At 64.1% G+C, this 18,333-nt stretch carries 17 protein-coding genes; 15 read left to right on the top strand and 2 right to left on the bottom strand.

Going from position 1 to position 18,333, the window contains the following annotated elements; all coding sequences use genetic code 11:
* Nucleotides 1-32 precede the first annotated feature (32 nt).
* The 13 genes from bamA (at nt 33) to WKW77_RS01945 (ending at nt 14,237) form a co-directional block, all read left to right on the top strand.
* Nucleotides 33-2,459 carry an outer membrane protein assembly factor BamA gene (bamA, locus tag WKW77_RS02005; protein ID WP_340355146.1) on the top strand — a complete coding sequence of 809 codons (2,427 nt, stop codon included), beginning with the start codon at nt 33-35 and terminating at the stop codon, nt 2,457-2,459.
* Entirely contained in the window at nt 2,459-2,989 is a 531-nt protein-coding gene (locus WKW77_RS02000) for an OmpH/Skp family outer membrane protein (RefSeq protein ID WP_088956825.1), read from the top strand. The genes bamA and WKW77_RS02000 overlap by 1 nt, the downstream gene beginning before the upstream one ends.
* 14 nt (nt 2,990-3,003) lie before the next feature.
* Entirely contained in the window at nt 3,004-3,990 is a 987-nt protein-coding gene (gene lpxD / locus WKW77_RS01995) for a UDP-3-O-(3-hydroxymyristoyl)glucosamine N-acyltransferase (protein WP_340355145.1), read from the top strand.
* Nucleotides 3,987-4,430, top strand: coding sequence for a 3-hydroxyacyl-ACP dehydratase FabZ (gene fabZ, locus WKW77_RS01990; protein ID WP_340355144.1), 444 nt, complete (start codon nt 3,987-3,989; stop codon nt 4,428-4,430). Before lpxD ends, fabZ begins: the two co-directional genes overlap by 4 nt.
* A 13-nt stretch (nt 4,431-4,443) precedes the next feature.
* On the top strand, nt 4,444-5,232 hold the full coding sequence (gene lpxA / locus WKW77_RS01985) for an acyl-ACP--UDP-N-acetylglucosamine O-acyltransferase (protein ID WP_340355143.1): 789 nt from the start codon (nt 4,444-4,446) through the stop codon (nt 5,230-5,232).
* Nucleotides 5,233-5,239: 7 nt separating this feature from the next.
* Nucleotides 5,240-6,394, top strand: a complete 1,155-nt coding sequence (gene lpxB / locus WKW77_RS01980; protein ID WP_340355585.1) for a lipid-A-disaccharide synthase — start codon at nt 5,240-5,242, stop codon at nt 6,392-6,394.
* Nucleotides 6,366-7,067, top strand: a complete 702-nt coding sequence (gene rnhB, locus WKW77_RS01975) for a ribonuclease HII (protein WP_340355142.1) — start codon at nt 6,366-6,368, stop codon at nt 7,065-7,067. Before lpxB ends, rnhB begins: the two co-directional genes overlap by 29 nt.
* The gene (locus WKW77_RS01970) at nt 7,064-7,840 is read left to right on the top strand and encodes a TrmH family RNA methyltransferase (protein ID WP_340355141.1); all 777 of its coding nucleotides are present in this window, start codon (nt 7,064-7,066) and stop codon (nt 7,838-7,840) included. The genes rnhB and WKW77_RS01970 overlap by 4 nt, the downstream gene beginning before the upstream one ends.
* 137 nt (nt 7,841-7,977) lie before the next feature.
* Nucleotides 7,978-9,162, top strand: a complete 1,185-nt coding sequence (gene carA / locus WKW77_RS01965; protein ID WP_340355140.1) for a glutamine-hydrolyzing carbamoyl-phosphate synthase small subunit — start codon at nt 7,978-7,980, stop codon at nt 9,160-9,162.
* Complete coding sequence (gene carB / locus WKW77_RS01960; RefSeq protein WP_340355139.1) at nt 9,155-12,382, top strand: carbamoyl-phosphate synthase large subunit; 3,228 nt, start codon at nt 9,155-9,157, stop codon at nt 12,380-12,382. The genes carA and carB overlap by 8 nt, the downstream gene beginning before the upstream one ends.
* A 17-nt stretch (nt 12,383-12,399) precedes the next feature.
* Complete coding sequence (locus WKW77_RS01955) at nt 12,400-13,269, top strand: Kdo hydroxylase KdoO (protein ID WP_340355138.1); 870 nt, start codon at nt 12,400-12,402, stop codon at nt 13,267-13,269.
* 65 nt (nt 13,270-13,334) lie between these two features.
* A complete protein-coding gene (gene greA, locus WKW77_RS01950) occupies nt 13,335-13,811 on the top strand; it encodes a transcription elongation factor GreA (protein ID WP_340355137.1) in 477 nt (158 codons plus the stop codon).
* Between the two features lie 12 nt (nt 13,812-13,823).
* Nucleotides 13,824-14,237, top strand: coding sequence for a DUF4149 domain-containing protein (locus tag WKW77_RS01945; RefSeq protein WP_340355136.1), 414 nt, complete (start codon nt 13,824-13,826; stop codon nt 14,235-14,237).
* 33 nt (nt 14,238-14,270) lie between these two features.
* Here the strand turns inward: WKW77_RS01945 and WKW77_RS01940 are convergent, their stop codons facing one another.
* Both WKW77_RS01940 and WKW77_RS01935 read right to left on the bottom strand, forming a co-directional pair.
* Nucleotides 14,271-14,990 carry a glycosyltransferase gene (locus tag WKW77_RS01940; protein ID WP_340355135.1) on the bottom strand — a complete coding sequence of 240 codons (720 nt, stop codon included), beginning with the start codon at nt 14,988-14,990 and terminating at the stop codon, nt 14,271-14,273.
* A 47-nt stretch (nt 14,991-15,037) separates the two neighbouring features.
* Nucleotides 15,038-15,517 carry a YhbY family RNA-binding protein gene (locus WKW77_RS01935; protein WP_340355134.1) on the bottom strand — a complete coding sequence of 160 codons (480 nt, stop codon included), beginning with the start codon at nt 15,515-15,517 and terminating at the stop codon, nt 15,038-15,040.
* A 19-nt stretch (nt 15,518-15,536) separates the two neighbouring features.
* Between WKW77_RS01935 and WKW77_RS01930 the strand changes: the two genes are divergently transcribed.
* Nucleotides 15,537-16,205 carry an RlmE family RNA methyltransferase gene (locus tag WKW77_RS01930; protein ID WP_340355584.1) on the top strand — a complete coding sequence of 223 codons (669 nt, stop codon included), beginning with the start codon at nt 15,537-15,539 and terminating at the stop codon, nt 16,203-16,205.
* Nucleotides 16,206-16,371: 166 nt separating this feature from the next.
* Nucleotides 16,372-18,288: an ATP-dependent zinc metalloprotease FtsH gene (gene ftsH, locus WKW77_RS01925; RefSeq protein ID WP_093159166.1), complete on the top strand. Its 1,917-nt coding sequence runs from the start codon at nt 16,372-16,374 to the stop codon at nt 18,286-18,288.
* Nucleotides 18,289-18,333 lie beyond the last annotated feature (45 nt).

Here is an 18,333-nt window from a genome sequence, read left to right as displayed (position 1 = left end):
CCAGCCCATTCAGCGCTGGCTCAATTTCACAGATGAACAAATCATTCAGTCGCTTTCGCCTGCGCAGCGTCGCCGCAATCGTGGCCAGCGCGATTGCCGCCACCGCGGCTTGGGCGGTCGAACCATTCACGGTTCGCGACATTCGGGTCGAAGGCCTTCAGCGTGTGGAGCCCGGGACCATCTTCGCCTCGCTGCCGTTTCGCGTGGGTGATCAATACAACGACGAGCGCGGTTCGGCCGCCATTCGTGCGTTGTTCGACCTGGGTTTGTTCAAGGATGTGCGGATCGACGTCAACGGCGATGTGCTCGTCGTGATCGTCGAAGAGCGGCCGACCATCGCCGATGTCGAATTCGTCGGCACGAAGGAATTCGACAAGGCCGCGCTCCAGAAGGCGCTGCGCGAAGTGGGCCTGGCGGAGGGCCGGCCTTTCGACAAGGCGCTGGCCGATCGTGCCGAACAGGAACTCAAGCGCCAGTACGTGGGCCGCAGCCTCTACAACGCGCAGGTCGTCACGACGGTCACGCCGATCGAGCGCAATCGCGTCAATCTGACCTTCACGGTGACCGAGGGCGAGTCCGCGCGCATCCGTGAAGTGCGCATCGTGGGCAACAAGGACTTCAGCGAGTCGACGCTTCTGAGTCTCTTCGATCAGGACAGCGGTGGGTGGTTGAGCTGGTACACCAAGTCCAACCAGTACTCGCGGGCCAAGCTCAACGCCGACCTGGAGACGCTGCGCTCTTACTACCTGACGCGCGGCTACCTGGAGTTTCACATCGATTCGACCCAGGTTGCCATTTCGCCCGATCGGCAGGATCTGTCGGTCACGGTCAACATCACCGAAGGCCAGAAATTCGTTGTCTCGGGCGTCAAGCTTTCGGGCAATTTCCTCGGCCGCGAGGACGAGTTCAAGTCCCTCGTGACGATCCAGCCTGGCGAGCCCTATAACGGCGAGCAGGTCAACGAGACGATCAAGGCTTTCTCGGACTACTTCGCTTCGTTCGGCTACGCCTTCGCCCGCGTGCAGGCGGAACCGGAGATCGACCGTGTGAACAACCGTGTCGCACTGACCCTGAATGCAGATCCGGGCCGTCGCGTGTACGTCCGCCGGATCTCCATCGGTGGCAACAATCGCACGCGGGACGAAGTCATCCGCCGGGAATTCCGTCAGTTCGAAGCATCCTGGTACGACGGCGACAGAATCAAGCTGTCCCGCGACCGCGTCGATCGCCTGGGCTTCTTCACTGAGGTCAATGTAGACACCCAGGAAGTGGCGGGCTCGCCGGACCAGGTGGACCTGGTCGTCAATGTGGCGGAGAAGCCGACCGGCTCGCTGCAGTTGGGCGCCGGCTTCTCGACCGCGGAAAAGGTGTCCCTGACCTTCGGTATCTCCCAGGAAAACGTCTTCGGTTCCGGCAACTACCTCGGTGTGCAGGTCAACACCAGCAAGTACAACCGTTCGATTTCGCTGACCACGGTCGATCCGTACTTCACCAAGGACGGGATTTCCCGCGCCATCAGCCTGTACAGCACCACGACCCGGCCGTACTACACCCAGGACGGTGACTACAAGCTGGTCAATCAGGGGGGCAGCATCCGGTTTGGCGTGCCCTTCAGCGAAGTGGATACGGTCTACTTCGGTGTGGGCCTCGAGCAGTACAAGTTCGACCCGGGCAACAGGCAGGCGCTGCTGACGCCGCAGTCCTATCGCGATTACTTCGGCTGCGTCACGGATTCGACCGGACAATTCATCATCTCTTGCCGTCAAGATTCGGTTTGGGGCATTCCACTGACGGTCGGCTGGTCGCGCGACGATCGCGACAGTGCGCTTGTTCCGACCCGTGGACGCCTGCAACGGGCTAACCTCGAGGTGGGTTCGGGCGGGGACATGCAGTACTACAAGGCGAACTACCAGTACCAGCAGTTCTTCCCGATCACCAAGCAGTACACGTTTGCGATCAATGGTGAACTCGGCTACGCGGATGCCTATGGCAACAAGGCGTATCCGATCTTCAAGAACTTCTACGCGGGTGGCCTGGGTTCCGTGCGCGGCTTCGAGCAGAACTCTCTCGGCCCGCGTGACAAGCCGCTCTATCCGGGGCAAGAGACAGCCGCCCTGGGTGGCACCAAGAAGGCGATCTTCAACGCCGAACTGAGCACGCCGTTCCCCGGCGCCGGCAACGATCGCACGCTGCGTCTTTACGGCTTCTTCGACGTGGGTAACGTGTTCGCCGACCGGCCTGCCGGTTTCTGGACCGATGCGCAGTGGGATGCAATCAAAAAAGTGCGCGCTTCGGTGGGCCTGGGCATCAGCTGGATCTCGCCACTCGGGCCGCTGCGTCTTGCTTATGCGTTCCCTGTCAAGTACCAGAAGGCCGAGGGAGACCCGCTGGATCCGACGACCTTCATCCCGGAGGATAGAATTCAGCGCTTGCAATTCCAGATCGGAACTTCCTTCTAATGACTGCTTTGCTCCGTGCCGCTGGCGCGCTGTTGCTTCCGGCCCTCATGGCTGTGGGGATGCCGGCGCACGCGCAGGAAACTTTCCGTATCGGGTTTGTCAATCCGGACCGCGTCCTGCGCGAGGCGCTTCCTGCCAAGGCGGCGCAGGCCAAGCTGGAGTCCGAGTTTCTCAAGCGTGAGAAGGACCTGACCGCGCAAGGGGAGGCGCTCAAGGCTGCTTCCGAGAAGTTCGAGCGCGAAGCGCCAACGCTCTCCGAGACGCAGCGGATCGCCCGCCAGCGGGCGCTGGTCGAACAGGACCGCGACTTCCAGCGGCGCCGCCGCGAGTTCCAGGAAGACCTGAACGCGCGCAAGAATGAAGAGCTTCAGCAGGTCTACGAACGTGCAAATCGCGTGGTGAAGCAGGTCGCCGAGGCCGAAAAGTACGACGCCATCCTGCAGGAGGCGATCTACATCAATCCCAAGCACGACATCACCGAGAAGGTGATCAAGGCGCTGAACGCAACAACTACCAACGGCGGCAAATAGCGCCGCATCTCGGTGTGGCAATCCGGCTAGGCGAAATCGTTGATGCGCTCGGGGGCGAGCTCGAAGGCGATCGGGCGCAGTCCATCGAGCGGCTGGCGCCGCTTGCGACGGCGCAGCGCGATGCCATCAGCTTCCTGAGCAATCCCAAATACCGCAAGGAACTTGCCGCCTCGAAGGCGGGGTGCGTCATCGTGGCGCCGTCCATGCGCGAGTCAGCAGCGGAGCGCGGCGCGTTCATCGTTGCGTCCGACCCGTATCTCTATTTCGCACGGCTCACCCAGCTTTGGCGGAAGACGCACGCCAGGCCGGACACGGCCCTGATCCACCCGTCCGCTGTCATCGATCCCGATGCCACGATCGACCCGACGGCCCGCATCGGCGCGCTGTGCGTGGTCGAGCGCGGTGCGCGCATCGGTGCGGACACGGTGCTGAAGTCCCGCGTCACCGTGAGCGAGGATTGCATCATCGGCGACCGCTGCCTCCTGCATCCAGGTGTCGTGATCGGCGCCGACGGTTTCGGACTCGCCCCGCACGAAGGTGCCTGGGTCAAGATCGAGCAACTGGGCGCCGTTCGCATCGGCAACGATGTGGAGATCGGTGCCAATACTTGCATCGACCGGGGCGCGCTCGAAGACACCGTCATCGAAGACGGCGTCAAGCTCGACAACCTGATCCAGATCGGCCACAACGTGCGCATCGGCAAGCACACGGCCATGGCGGGCTGCGCCGCCGTCGCAGGAAGTGCCACGATCGGCGCCCATTGCACGATCGGGGGGCGCGCAGGCGTGCTCGGGCATCTGACCATCGCGGACCACGTGCACATCTCCTCGACCTCGCTGGTGACGCGATCCATTCACAAGCCGGGCCACTACACCGGCGTGTTTCCCATCGACGACAATGCCGCCTGGGAAAAGAATGCAGCCACGCTCAAGCAACTGCACAGTCTGCGCGAGCGCCTCAAGGCGCTGGAAAAAATGACGATGCAGGACAAGAAATCATGACGCTCGATATCCATCAAATCCTCAAGCTGCTTCCTCACCGCTACCCGTTCCTGCTTGTGGATCGCGTGACCGAGATGGAGAAGGGCAAGCGCATCACCGCGATCAAGAACGTGACGATGAACGAGCCGTTCTTCAATGGTCACTTCCCGCATCGACCCGTGATGCCGGGCGTGCTCATGCTCGAGGCGATGGCGCAGGCGGCGGCGCTGCTTTCGTTCCACTCGCTCGACATCGTGCCCGACGACAACACGATCTATTACTTCGCAGCGATCGACGGCGCGCGTTTCAAGCGTCCTGTGGAGCCGGGCGACCAACTGACGCTGGAAGTCGAGATCGAGCGCATGAAGGCCGGCATCTCGAAGTTCAAGGGCAAGGCGTCCGTCGGTGCTGAACTGGCGTGCGAGGCCACGCTGATGTGCGCGATGCGCCAGATCAATTGAGCGTGCGGCGCGCATGACCTTGATCCATCCAACGGCCATCATCGACCCCGCTGCGCAACTGGACCCGACCGTGAGCGTCGGGCCCTATGCGGTGATCGGGCCGCATGTGCGCATCGGTGCGGGCACCACGGTGGGCGCGCATTGCGTGATCGAGGGCCGAACCACCATCGGCCGCGACAACCAGATCTTCCAGTTCGCATCCCTGGGCGCGGTGCCGCAGGACAAGAAGTACGCCGGAGAGGCCACCGAACTCGTCATCGGTGATCGCAACACCATCCGCGAGTTCTGCACCTTCAATCTGGGCACGGTGCAGGATGCCGGCGTCACGCGTGTGGGCGACGACAACTGGATCATGGCTTACGTGCACATCGCGCACGACTGCCAGCTGGGAAGCCAGATCACCATGGCCAATGGCGTGACGCTCGCAGGCCATGTCCAGGTTGGCGATTGGGCCACCGTGGGCGGGCTGGTCGGGGTGTTGCAGCGCGTGCGCATCGGGGCGCATGCCATGGTGGGATTCGCGGGCCATGTGAACAAGGACATTCCGCCGTTCATGGTGGTGGACGGCAATCCCTTGGTTGTTCGAGGCGTGAACCTCGTCGGCCTGCGGCGACGGGATTTCTCGGCCGAACGCATTGCCGCCATTCGCGAAGTACACAAGCTGCTCTATCGCCAGGGCAAGACGCTCGAAGAGGCGCGCCAAGGCATTGCCGCGCTCGCCACTGAAATGCCGGCTGCGGCCGCTGACGTGGCCCAGATGGACGCATTCCTCGACAGTGCTGCCAGCGGCATCGCGCGCTGATTTCCACATGACGATCGAAGCTGCAACGCGACAGTTCGCGCTGGTCGCAGGAGAAGCATCGGGCGATCTGCTGGCAGGACTCCTCCTCGATGGCCTGCAGGCGCGCTGGCCCGACCTGAAGGCAGTCGGGATCGGCGGCCCGCAAATGCTGTCGCGCGGTTTCGAGACGTGGTGGCCGCAGGAAAAGCTCGCGGTCCGCGGCTACATCGAAGTCCTGCGGCACTATGCCGAGATCGCCGGAATTCGCCGCCAGCTCCGCGCCCGGCTAATCGATGAACGCCCGGACATCTTCATCGGCGTCGATGCGCCGGATTTCAATCTCGATCTCGAGGCCGGCTTGCGCGCGAGCGGTATCAAGACGGCGCATTTCGTCTGCCCTTCGATCTGGGCGTGGCGGCCGGAGCGCGTCGTGAAACTGCGCGCCGCGGCCGATCACGTGCTTTGCATCTTTCCGTTCGAGCCCGAACTCCTCGCCAAGCACGGCATCGACGCAACGTACGTCGGCCACCCGCTCGCCAAGGTCATCCCGATGGTGCCGGACCGCGCGGGGGCTCGTGCTGCGCTTGGACTGGACGCTGACGCCGCCGTGGTAGCGCTGCTGCCGGGAAGCCGCCGCTCGGAGGTTCGCCACATCGCGCCGAGGTTTTTCGCTGCTGCCGCACTCATGCGCAAGGTCCGACCTTCGCTGCAGTTCATCGTGCCCGTGCTGCCGACCCTTCGTGCCGAAGTGGAGCAACTTTTGCAGGCCAGCGGGATGGCGGGTCAAGTGATGCTGCTTCATGGTCAATCGCACGCGGCGCTGGCGGCTTGCGACGTGACCCTGATTGCGAGCGGAACCGCCACGCTCGAGGCGGCGCTCTTCAAGCGGCCGATGGTGATCTCGTATCACATGAATTCGCTGACCTGGAACCTGATCATGCGCCACAAGCAGCTTCAGCCCTGGGTCGGCCTGCCCAACATTCTTGCGGGTGAATTCCTCGTGCCCGAGGTGCTGCAGGACCGGGCAACGCCGCAGGCGCTGGCCAAGGCCACGCTCGATTGGCTCGACGCTCCCGAGAAGATTCACGCCTTGCAACAACGTTTTTGCGCCATGCATACCGAATTGCTGCGCGATACGCCGACACTGTGTGCCGATGCGATCCAGAAAGTTCTTGAAGGCTGAGCAAGCCAGGCTGTGCTGGGATGCGCCGGGCCTGATGGCTGGTGTCGACGAGGCGGGCCGCGGACCCCTGGCGGGGCCGGTCGTCGCTGCGGCGGTGATCCTGGACGACCAGCGACCGATCCGCGGCCTGGCCGACTCGAAAACGCTGACCGCCCGGCAGCGTGAAAAGCTCAACGACCAGATCCTCGCCAAGGCGCTGTGCTGCTCCATCGCGCAGGCGAGCGTCGAGGAGATCGACACGCACAACATCCTGCAGGCGACCATGCTCGCGATGCGCCGGGCGGTCGAAGGGCTGCGGCTCAAGCCGGCGAAGGTGCTGGTGGACGGCAACCGGCTGCCGACACTGGATGTCCTGGCGGAGGCTGTCGTCAAGGGTGATGCGCGTATCAAGGCGATCTCGGCGGCCTCGATCCTCGCGAAGGTGTACCGCGACCGGCTCTGCGAGCAACTGCACGCCGAGTTTCCGCACTACGGCTTTGCCGGCCACAAGGGCTATGGCACACCCGAACACCTCGATGCGCTGGATCGTCATGGCGCGTGCGTGCACCACCGGAGATCGTTCAGTCCGGTTGCGGCCGTGCTGGCGCGCGATTCGGGCGGGGCGGCGGGGATCCCGATGGTCGGCGAGGTCATGCTGCGGACCACGGATGTCGAGATCCGGATCGCGCCATGACGTCCGAGCCGGCTCACGTCACTTCGCGCGACAACCCGCTCCTCAAGGAATTGCGGAAGCTCTCGCACGAGCCCGGCGCCTACCGCAAGGCCGGACGAATCTGGCTCGAGGGAGACCATCTCTGCAGGGCTGCCCGCGAGCGGGGCGTTCGGGCCTCGATCGCGTTGTTCACGGAATCGATCTGGCCGTCCGTGCGTGTGGAATGGGCCGATGCGGCCGACAAGACGGTCATCGTCGCGGACGCGCTCATGGCCGGTATCAGCGGGCTCGAATCGCCCGCGCACATGGGATTCGTGCTCGACCTGCCGGAGCGTCCCCAGGTCGAATCCCATGCGCCCACCGTGGTTCTCGACCGCCTGCAGGACGCCGGGAACGTCGGCTCCATCCTGCGCAGCGCCGCGGCGTTCGGATTCAAACAGGTGATCGCCTTGAAAGGGACCGCCGCGCTGTGGTCACCAAAGGTGCTGCGCGCTGGAATGGGGGCGCATTTCGGGCTCAGGCTGATCGAGGGTGTCGAGATCGCCGCGCTCGATGCGCTTCAGGTCCCCTGCGTCGCGACGAGTTCGCATCGCGGCGACTGGCTGCACCGGGCCGAATTGCCGTATCCCTGCGCCTGGCTCATGGGGCACGAAGGGCAGGGCGTTTCGGCCGAACTGGAGGCACGGGCGGCCAGGCACATGAGAATCGCGCAGCCGGGCGGCGAAGAGTCCCTGAATGTCGCTGCGGCAGCCGCAATTTGCTTGCACGCAAGCGCTGTAGGGGCAAAGTCGTGACTTCGCGCCGGCTATAATCAAGGGCTTTCCCGAACATACCCCGCCCTCAGCGCACGCAAGCCAACTCCTCGACGAAAGTCGCGACCCGCGAGTCACATCTTGGGTTCGCTTTGGGCGTCATCCATCCGGAGATCCCAGTGCTTTTGTCTCTCAAGGGAAAATTCCCGTCCGCCATCCTGGCGCTTGCAGACGGCACGGTCTTTCTCGGCAACTCGATCGGCGCCACCGGCGCCACGACCGGCGAAGTGGTGTTCAACACCGCAATGACCGGTTACCAGGAAATCCTGACCGACCCGAGCTATTGCCAGCAGATCGTGACGCTCACGTATCCGCACATCGGCAATTACGGCGTCAACGAGGAAGACATCGAGGCCGACAAGATCCATGCCGCAGGCCTCATCATCAAGGACCTGCCGCGCGTCGCGTCGAACTTCCGCAAGTCCGAAACCCTGAACGAGTATCTGGTGCGAGGCAAGACGGTTGCCATTGCCAACATCGATACCCGCAAGCTCACCCGCCATCTGCGCACCAAGGGCGCGCAGAACGGCTGCATCCTCGGCCTCGCCGAAGGTGAGGCGGTCACCCAGGCTCTGATCGACAAGGCCGTCGCTGCCGCGAAGGCGGCTCCGAGCATGGCCGGGCTGGACCTGGCCAAGGTCGTGTCGGTCAAGGAAACCTATGAGTGGACCCAGACCGAGTGGAAGCTCGGCTCGGGATACGGCGTGCAGATCACGCCCCGATTCCACGTCGTCGCGTTCGACTACGGCGTCAAGAAGAACATCCTGCGCATGCTGGCGCAGCGCGGTGCGCGCATCACGGTCGTGCCCGCGCAGACGCCGGCTGCCGACGTGCTGAAGCTGCGTCCGGACGGCATCTTCCTGGCCAACGGCCCGGGCGATCCGGAACCCTGCGACTACGCCATCGAATCGACGCGCCAGCTCATCGAAACCGGCATCCCGGTGTTCGGCATCTGCCTCGGTCACCAGATCATGGCGCTGGCCTCAGGTGCGAAGACCTTCAAGATGAAGTTCGGCCATCACGGCGCGAACCACCCTGTGAAGGACCTCGACAACGGCCGCGTGAGCATCACCAGCCAGAACCACGGCTTCGCCGTCGACGAGAAGAGCCTGCCGGCCAACCTGCGTCCGACCCACGTGAGCCTGTTCGACAACACGCTGCAGGGCCTCGCCCGCACCGACAAGCCGGCATTCTGCTTCCAGGGCCACCCGGAAGCTTCGCCCGGTCCGCACGACATCGGCTACCTGTTCGACCGCTTCACGGCACTCATGCAAACGCACAAAGAGGGACAGAAGAATGCCTAAGCGCACAGACCTGAAGAGCATCCTCATCATCGGCGCCGGCCCGATCATCATCGGCCAGGCCTGCGAGTTCGACTACTCCGGCGTGCAGGCGTGCAAGGCGCTGCGCGAGGAGGGCTACAAGGTCATCCTGATCAACAGCAACCCCGCGACGATCATGACCGACCCGGCCACGGCGGATGTGACCTACATCGAGCCGATCACCTGGCAGACGGTCGAGAAGATCATCGCCAAGGAGCGTCCGGATGCGATCCTGCCCACCATGGGCGGACAGACCGCGCTGAACTGCGCGCTCGACCTCTGGCGCAACGGCGTACTCGACAAGTACAAGGTCGAGCTCATCGGCGCCACGCCGGAAGCCATCGACAAGGCCGAGGACCGCCTGAAGTTCAAGGACGCGATGACCAAGATCGGCCTGGGCTCTGCGCGCTCGGGCATCGCGCACTCCATGGACGAAGCCTGGGCGGTGCAGAAGAACGTCGGCTTCCCGACCGTGATCCGTCCGAGCTTCACGCTCGGCGGCACCGGCGGCGGCATTGCCTACAACCCGGAAGAGTTCGAGATCATCTGCAAGCGCGGGCTCGAGGCCTCGCCGACCAACGAACTGCTGATCGAGGAATCGCTGCTCGGCTGGAAAGAGTACGAGATGGAAGTCGTGCGCGACAAGGCCGACAACTGCATCATCGTCTGCTCGATCGAGAACCTCGACCCGATGGGCGTGCACACCGGCGACTCGATCACCGTCGCGCCGGCGCAGACGCTGACCGACAAGGAATACCAGATCATGCGCAACGCCTCGCTGGCGGTGCTGCGCGAGATCGGGGTCGACACCGGCGGCTCGAATGTCCAGTTCTCGGTCAATCCGAAGGACGGCCGCATGATCGTCATCGAGATGAACCCGCGCGTGTCGCGTTCGTCCGCATTGGCGTCGAAGGCCACCGGCTTCCCGATCGCCAAGGTGGCGGCCAAGCTGGCCGTGGGCTACACGCTCGACGAGCTGCGCAACGAGATCACCGGCGGCGCCACGCCGGCGAGCTTCGAGCCGAGCATCGATTACGTGGTCACCAAGATCCCGCGCTTCGCTTTCGAGAAGTTCCCGCAGGCCGATTCGCGCCTGACGACGCAGATGAAGTCGGTCGGCGAAGTGATGGCCATGGGCCGCACCTTCCAGGAGTCGTTCCAGAAGGCGCTGCGCGGCCTCGAAGTGGGCGTCGACGGCCTCAACGAGAAGACGCAGGACCGCGAAGTCCTCGAAAAGGAACTCGGCGAGCCCGGCCCGGACCGCATCTGGTACGTCGGCGATGCGTTTGCGAAGGGCATGAGCGTCGACGAAGTGCATGCGCTGACGAAGATCGATCCCTGGTTCCTCGTGCAGATCGAAGAGATCGTCAAGATCGAACTCGAACTCGAGACCAAGTCGCTCGACGACATCGACCGCGACACGCTGCTGGCGCTGAAGAAGAAGGGCTTCTCCGACCGCCGCCTCGCGCGCCAGCTCAAGACCACCGACACCGCGATCCGCGAGAAGCGCCGCGCGCTGGGCGTGCGTCCGGCCTTCAAGCGCGTCGACACCTGCGCCGCGGAGTTCGCCACCAACACGGCCTACATGTACTCGACCTACGAGGACGAGTGCGAAGCCGAGCCGACCTCGAAGAAGAAGATCATGGTGCTCGGCGGCGGTCCCAACCGCATCGGGCAGGGCATCGAGTTCGACTACTGCTGCGTGCATGCCGCACTCGCGATGCGCGAGGATGGCTACGAGACCATCATGGTCAACTGCAATCCAGAGACCGTCTCGACCGACTACGACACCAGCGACCGGCTCTACTTCGAGCCGCTGACGCTCGAAGACGTGCTCGAGATCGTCGACAAGGAAAAGCCGACCGGCGTGATCGTGCAGTACGGCGGCCAGACGCCGCTCAAGCTGGCGCTCGATCTGGAGGCCAACGGCGTGCCGATCATCGGCACCTCGCCGGACATGATCGACGCGGCCGAAGATCGCGAGCGCTTCCAGAAGCTGCTGCACGAGCTGAAGCTGCGCCAGCCGCCGAACGCCACGGCGCGCACCGAGGCGGAAGCGCTCGAAAAGGCGTCCGAACTGGGCTACCCGCTGGTGGTGCGTCCGAGCTATGTGCTCGGCGGCCGCGCGATGGAAATCGTGCACGAGCAGCGCGACCTCGAGCGCTACATGCGCGAGGCGGTGAAGGTCAGCAATGATTCGCCGGTGCTGCTCGATCGCTTCCTCAACGACGCGACCGAGTGCGACGTGGATTGCCTGCGCGATGCGGACGGCGCGACCTTGATCGGCGGCGTCATGGAGCACATCGAGCAGGCCGGCGTGCACTCGGGCGACTCCGCGTGCTCGCTGCCGCCTTACAGCCTGAAAGCCGAAACCGTTGCAGAACTCAAGCGCCAGAGCGCCGCGATGGCCAAGGCGCTGAACGTGGTCGGCCTCATGAACGTGCAGTTCGCGATCCAGGAGAAGGAAGGGCAGGACGTGATCTACGTCCTCGAGGTGAATCCGCGTGCTTCGCGCACCGTGCCCTACGTGAGCAAGGCGACCGGCATCCAGCTGGCGAAGGTGGCTGCGCGCTGCATGGCTGGCCAGTCGCTGGCGTCGCAGGGCGTCACGAAGGAAGTCACGCCGCCGTACTTCAGCGTCAAGGAAGCGGTGTTCCCGTTCGTGAAGTTCCCGGGCGTGGACACCATCCTCGGCCCCGAAATGAAGTCGACCGGCGAAGTCATGGGCGTGGGCAAGACCTTCGGCGAAGCCTTCGTGAAGTCGCAGCTCGGCGCCGGCACGCACCTGCCGAAGTCCGGCCGTGTCTTCATCTCGGTGAAGAACAACGACAAGCCGCGTGCGGTCGAAGTGGCCCGCGGCCTGGCGGCGCTCGGCTTCGAACTCATCGCGACCAAGGGAACCGCGGGGGCGATCAGCGCGGCGGGCATCACCTGCGCGGTGGTCAACAAGGTGACCGAAGGGCGTCCGCACATCGTCGACATGATCAAGAACAACGAGATTGCGCTGGTCATCAACACGGTGGAAGAGCGCCGCAACGCCATTGCCGACTCGCGTCAGATCCGCACCTCGGCGCTGCTGGCCCGCGTCACGACGTTCACGACGATCTTCGGCGCCGAAGCGGCCGTCGAAGGCATGCGCCACATGGACGAACTCGACGTGATCTCGGTGCAGGAAATGCACGCCAAGCTCGTGGCGGCGTAACCACTGAAAGGCGTTCCATGGAATCGCAGCTCGTCGAACTCGATCTAGCCGACTGGAATGCCGCGGTGCCCAACGAGGCATGGATCGCGGCGCTCGAGGCCGGGAAGGTTCTGTACTTCCCCCGGCTCGGCTTCGACATCCTTCCCGAGGAGCGGGCGTTGCTGTCGCCCGCGGTGCTGTCGCCCAAGGTCCGCAACATCAGCCTCGATGCCCAGGGGCGCCTGAAGGGCGTGGAGGGCGACGAGGCACGGCAGCAGGCGGTGGCGGCGCTGGTCGGCCGCTTCCGCGCGCAGGCGCAGCAACTGATCCATGGACTCTTGCCGCACTACACGCCGGCGCTGCGGCTGGCGCCGACCAGCTACCGGCCGGCGCAGGTGGAAACGCGCGTGCAGTCCTGGCGCGCGGACGACCGCCGCCTGCACGTCGATGCCTTTCCGTCACGTCCCAACTACGGCGAGCGCATCCTTCGCGTGTTCACCAACGCCAACCCTGAAGGAGCGCCGCGGGTCTGGCGCGTCGGGGAGCCGTTCGAGACGGTCGCGCGACGCTTCCTTCCGCGCGCCAAGCCGTATTCGCGTCTCCAGGCGCGGCTGTTGCGCGCGCTGCGCGTGACGAAGTCGCTGCGCAGCGAGTACGACCATCTCATGCTGCAGTTGCACGACGGCATGAAGGCGGACCTCGAATACCAGAAGAACTCCGACCAGCAGACGGTGCCGTTCCCGGCCGGTTCGGTGTGGGTCTGCTTCTCGGACCAGACCTCGCACGCGGTCATGGCGGGCCAGTACATGCTCGAGCAGACGCTGCATCTGCCGGCGGCGAGGCAATACAATCCCGAATCGAGCCCGCTCGCCATCCTGAGCCGGCTGACCGGACGCCAGCTCGTCTGATCATTTCTCTCCCATGGACCGCCGAACGGCAGCGTTCGGCGGTTTCGCTTTCTGGAGCAAAACTAGTGGCCACCATTCCGATTACCAAGCGCGGTGCCGAGAAACTGCGCGAAGAGCTGCAAAGGCTCAAGACGGTCGACCGACCGGGCGTCATCAACTCGATCGCGGAAGCGCGCGCCCAGGGCGACATCAGCGAAAACGCCGAGTACGAGGCGGCCAAGGACCGTCAGGGCTTCATCGAAGGGCGCATCCAGGACATCGAGGGCAAGCTGTCGGCAGCCCAGGTCATCGACCCGTCGCAGCTGGACGCCGGCGGCAAGGTCGTCTTCGGTTCCACCGTCGATCTCGAGGACGAAAACACCGGTGATCCTGTCAGGTATCAGATCGTCGGCGAAGACGAGGCCGATCTGAAGCTGGGCCTCATCAATGTCTCGAGCCCGATCGCTCGCGCGCTGATCGGCAAGGAAGAGGGGGATACCGCCGAGGTCCAGGCGCCCGGCGGCGTGAAGCGCTACGAGATCGTCGCGGTCAGCTACGTCTGAGGCGCGAGCCGAATGAAAGGCCGCATCGCGCTCATGCTCGCCGCGCTCTGGTGGGGCAGCCTGACGACGATCGGCTTTCTGGTGGTGCCGATGCTCTTCTCCCGTCTCGGCAACCCGGCCGTGGCCGGAAATTTCGCGGGGCAACTGTTTGCCGCTCAGACCTGGGTGGCGTTGGGATGCGGACTTGTTCTGCTGATCCATTTCCGGTCGAGAACCGACGACCGGTTGACGGACGCCGATCGCATCGCCGTGATCCTGATCGTGGCGGCGATGTTGCTCGCGCTACTGCAGCAGTACGCCGTCGCGCCGCGGATCCTTGCACGCGAGAATCTCCGGCTCTGGCACTCGCTCGGCAGCGGCATGTACCTCGGCCAGTGGCTGTGCGCCGGTGCGCTGCTGTGGCGGATGGGGCGCGTGCGGGATTGAAACCCACTGGAACCGCCTGCGCGGGCCCGATGGTCAGGTCTGCCAGAACTGTGTGATCCAGCGCGCCGGGCGGATGAACCTGAAGCGGCGATTGCGTCGACCGGCCAAAGCATCCGGCGGGTTGCATTCCCCGTGAAAGACCATGATCTTCGCGCCCTCGGGCACGAAAGGCTCCTTCCAGTAGTTGGTGGGCCATACGGGGATGCCGTGGTACTTGAAGCTCGGGCACCAGGCCTCAGGCCAATAGGCGAGGGTGCCTTTGCGATACATGAAGTCGGACAGATAGGTCTGCTCGTTGCGGAACTCTTCCTGCACCTTGTCCATGTTCCGGCGGAAGTACGCCAGCACGTCCGGATGCGCGCCCAGTTCGAACCGGTAGACCGACGAGTTGCCTGTGATGCGCCGGCGCCGCCAGGGGCGCTCGTAGTCGTGAATGATCAGGAACTCGCCCGGGTATTCGAAGAATTCGTCCAGACTGCCGACGATCACGACATCGAGATCGATGAAGAGTGCCGTTCCACGCAAGCCGTGAAGGTCTGCTTCGAAGGTCGTCAGCTTCTTCCAGGCGCGGTCGACCTGGCCTGGGGCCAGTTCCAGGTCGAGCGGGGGGATCGGGTAACACTCGACTTCACTGCGGATCCCCGCGGCGTCATCGGTCAGGCAGACGAACTTGAAATCGCCGGCGAGGTGCCTGCGCACCATCGCATAGAGGCGATTGACGTACTCGGGGCCGTACTTGGTGCCCCATTTCATGCAAAGGATATGGCGTTGCGGGCCTGCCGCGGCGTCGGTCGGCATCCTCAATCTGCCTGCCGCCGTTTCTTGTCCGACAGGGGCTTGCGCGGCTTGGCCCGCTTGATGTTGCCGCCGGAGGTCAGGCGCTGGTTGCCAAGGACGCGCAGAGTCTTGATTTCGGGGCGCTGGCCGCCGCGCTTGCTGTACTTGATGACTTTGACGTCGCGCGGGCCGGGCATGCGGTCCTCGTCGAGGACGCGCTCTTTCTCGGGCATTGGACGCCAAAGGACGAGCAGCTTGCCGATGTGCTGGATGGGTGCGGCATCCAGGTCGTCCGCCAGGGTCTGGAGGATGGCTTCGCGCGCAGCCCGGTCATCGGAAAACACGCGCACCTTGATCAGGCCGTGGGCCTTCAGCGCCGCATCGGCCTCTTTCTTGACGGCGGAGGTCAGGCCGTCGCCGCCGATCATGACGATCGGATCGAGGTGATGGGCTTCGGCGCGGTGCACCTTGCGCTGCGCAGGGGTAAGTTGAATGGCGGGCATCCCCGTATTATCGATGTCAATGAATCCCAAACCGAAAGCGAAGAAGGTCAACCGTGCGTGGATCCACGACCATGTGAACGACCCGTACGTGAAGCTGGCCACCAAGGAGGGCTACCGGGCGCGCGCCGCCTACAAGCTGAAGGAGATCGACGAAAGCTTGAGCTTGATCAAGCCGGGACACGTCGTGGTCGACCTGGGCTCGTCGCCGGGCGCCTGGAGCCAGTACGTACGGCGCAGGCTCTCGCCGGACGGGGCGGCGGTGGGCGAACTGGCGGGCACCATCATCGCGCTGGATATCCTGCCCATGGAGCCGATCGAAGGCGTGACCTTCCTTCAGGGCGATTTTCGCGAGGCCGACGTGCTCGATCGGCTGTCCGCGGCAATGGCGGGGCGAAAGGCCGACGTGGTGGTTTCGGACATGGCGCCCAATCTGTCCGGAATCGCTTCGGCGGACACGGCGCGCGTGGCGCATCTCATCGAGCTTGCGATCGATTTCGCGCGCCACCATATGAAACCCGAAGGGGTGCTCGTTGCCAAGCTCTTCCATGGCAGCGGCTACAACGAGCTGACCCGGCTGTTCAAGGACAACTTCCGCGTCGTCAAACCCTTCAAACCGAAGGCTTCGCGCGACAAGTCGGCTGAAACGTTCATGGTCGGCATCGGGCTCAAGCAGCCGGATACGAATTGATACCGGCACTGCTGTGTCACGTTCTCCGTAAAACCGCTTGCAGCCTATGGCTGCTATAGGGAAATCAGCCGGTTTTTCGGGTTGAAAAGCCTAAAATGGGCGCCAATTGCGTGCCCACGGCGCCTTTTTTGTTTTCAGTGCTAAGCGCTATCGACTGGAGCTTCGTTTGAATAATCAGTGGTTTTCCAAAGTTGCCGTATGGCTCGTCATCGCGATGGTGTTGTTCACTGTGTTCAAGCAGTTCGACACCCGCGGCGTCGCCGGCGCAGGCAACATCGGCTACTCGGACTTCCTCGAGGAAGTTCGCAACAACCGAATCAAGAGCGCCACGATCCAGGAAGGCCAGGGCGGCAGCGAAATCGTCGCGGTGACCACCGACGACCGCAAGATCCGAACCACCGCCACCTACCTCGACCGCGGCTTGGTCGGCGACCTGATCGCCAACAACGTCAAGTTCGACGTCAAGCCGCGCGAGGAAGGCTCGCTGCTGATGACCCTGCTGGTGAGCTGGGGCCCGATGCTCCTGCTGATCGGCGTGTGGGTCTATTTCATGCGGCAGATGCAGGGCGGCGGCAAAGGCGGGGCCTTCAGCTTCGGCAAGAGCAAGGCCCGCATGCTCGACGAGAACAACAACCAGGTCACCTTCGCGGACGTCGCCGGCTGCGACGAGGCCAAGGAAGAAGTGAAGGAAGTCGTCGACTTCCTGAAGGATCCGGCCAAGTTCCAGAAGCTCGGCGGCCGCATTCCGCGTGGTCTGCTGCTGGTCGGCCCCCCCGGCACCGGCAAGACGCTGTTGGCGAAAAGTATCGCCGGCGAAGCGAAGGTGCCGTTCTTCTCGATCTCCGGTTCCGATTTCGTCGAAATGTTCGTCGGCGTCGGCGCCGCGCGTGTTCGCGACATGTTCGAGAACGCCAAGAAGAACGCCCCTTGCATCATCTTCATCGATGAAATCGACGCTGTCGGCCGCCAGCGCGGTGCCGGCCTCGGCGGTGGCAACGATGAGCGCGAGCAGACCCTCAATCAGATGCTGGTCGAGATGGACGGTTTCGAGACCAACCTCGGCGTGATCGTGGTGGCCGCGACGAACCGCCCCGACATCCTGGATGCCGCCTTGCTGCGTCCGGGCCGCTTCGACCGCCAGGTCTACGTGACGCTGCCGGACATCCGCGGCCGCGAGCAGATCCTCAATGTCCACATGCGCAAGGTGCCGCTGGGCCAGGACGTCAACGCGAGCATCATCGCGCGCGGCACGCCCGGCATGTCGGGTGCCGACCTGGCCAACCTTTGCAACGAAGCCGCGCTGATGGCCGCACGCCGCAACGCGCGTGTGGTCGAGATGCAGGACTTCGAGAAGGCCAAGGACAAGATCTTCATGGGTCCCGAGCGCAAGAGCATGGTCATGCCCGAGGAAGAGCGCCGTAACACGGCCTACCACGAGTCCGGCCACGCCCTGATCGGCAAGCTGCTGCCCAAGTGCGATCCGGTGCACAAGGTCACCATCATTCCGCGCGGCCGGGCGCTGGGCGTGACGATGAGCCTGCCTGCGCAGGACCGCTACAGCTACGACCGCGAGTACATGCTGAACCAGATCAGCATGCTCTTCGGCGGCCGCATCGCCGAGGAAGTCTTCATGCACCAGATGACGACCGGCGCCAGCAACGACTTCGAACGCGCGACCCAGATCGCCCGCGACATGGTGATGCGCTACGGCATGACCGAATCGCTGGGACCGATGGTCTACGCCGAGAACGAGGGCGAAGTGTTCCTCGGCCGCTCGGTCACGAAGACCACGAACATGAGCGAATCGACCATGCAGAAGGTCGACGCCGAAGTCCGGCGCATCATCGACGAGCAGTACGCCCTGGCGCGCCGCCTCATCGAGGAGAACAGCGACAAGATGCACGCCATGGCGAAGGCGCTGCTCGAATGGGAAACCATCGACACCGAACAGCTCGACGACATCATGGCCGGCCGCGCGCCGCGTCCGCCCAAGGACTGGACGCCGCGCGTGCCGCCATCCGGCAGCGGCGGCAGTGGCGGTACGCCGGCGGTGAATCCCGATCCGACGCCGACCGCAGCTTGAGCTTGGCGATGCTTTGGCAAACAACGGGGCCTCTGGCCCCGTTTT

Source organism: Variovorax ureilyticus, from assembly GCF_037889935.1.
Lineage (GTDB): Bacteria > Pseudomonadota > Gammaproteobacteria > Burkholderiales > Burkholderiaceae_C > Variovorax > Variovorax ureilyticus.
Note: the sequence above shows the minus strand (reverse complement) of the source record. Positions and strands in the feature narration are given on the sequence as shown.

What these genes read in the sequence shown, in the direction of transcription:
- WKW77_RS01935 (WP_340355134.1), bottom strand. Translation starts at nt 15,517, where the DNA reads ATGCCCGCCATTCAACTTACCCCTGCGCAGCGCAAGGTGCACCGCGCC.
- lpxB (WP_340355585.1), top strand. Translation starts at nt 5,240, where the DNA reads ATGACGATCGAAGCTGCAACGCGACAGTTCGCGCTGGTCGCAGGAGAA.
- WKW77_RS01945 (WP_340355136.1), top strand. Translation starts at nt 13,824, where the DNA reads ATGAAAGGCCGCATCGCGCTCATGCTCGCCGCGCTCTGGTGGGGCAGC.
- WKW77_RS02000 (WP_088956825.1), top strand. Translation starts at nt 2,459, where the DNA reads ATGACTGCTTTGCTCCGTGCCGCTGGCGCGCTGTTGCTTCCGGCCCTC.
- WKW77_RS01970 (WP_340355141.1), top strand. Translation starts at nt 7,064, where the DNA reads ATGACGTCCGAGCCGGCTCACGTCACTTCGCGCGACAACCCGCTCCTC.
- bamA (WP_340355146.1), top strand. Translation starts at nt 33, where the DNA reads ATGAACAAATCATTCAGTCGCTTTCGCCTGCGCAGCGTCGCCGCAATC.
- WKW77_RS01940 (WP_340355135.1), bottom strand. Translation starts at nt 14,990, where the DNA reads ATGAAATGGGGCACCAAGTACGGCCCCGAGTACGTCAATCGCCTCTAT.
- fabZ (WP_340355144.1), top strand. Translation starts at nt 3,987, where the DNA reads ATGACGCTCGATATCCATCAAATCCTCAAGCTGCTTCCTCACCGCTAC.
- rnhB (WP_340355142.1), top strand. Translation starts at nt 6,366, where the DNA reads ATGCGATCCAGAAAGTTCTTGAAGGCTGAGCAAGCCAGGCTGTGCTGG.
- WKW77_RS01955 (WP_340355138.1), top strand. Translation starts at nt 12,400, where the DNA reads ATGGAATCGCAGCTCGTCGAACTCGATCTAGCCGACTGGAATGCCGCG.
- WKW77_RS01930 (WP_340355584.1), top strand. Translation starts at nt 15,537, where the DNA reads ATGAATCCCAAACCGAAAGCGAAGAAGGTCAACCGTGCGTGGATCCAC.
- lpxA (WP_340355143.1), top strand. Translation starts at nt 4,444, where the DNA reads ATGACCTTGATCCATCCAACGGCCATCATCGACCCCGCTGCGCAACTG.
- carB (WP_340355139.1), top strand. Translation starts at nt 9,155, where the DNA reads ATGCCTAAGCGCACAGACCTGAAGAGCATCCTCATCATCGGCGCCGGC.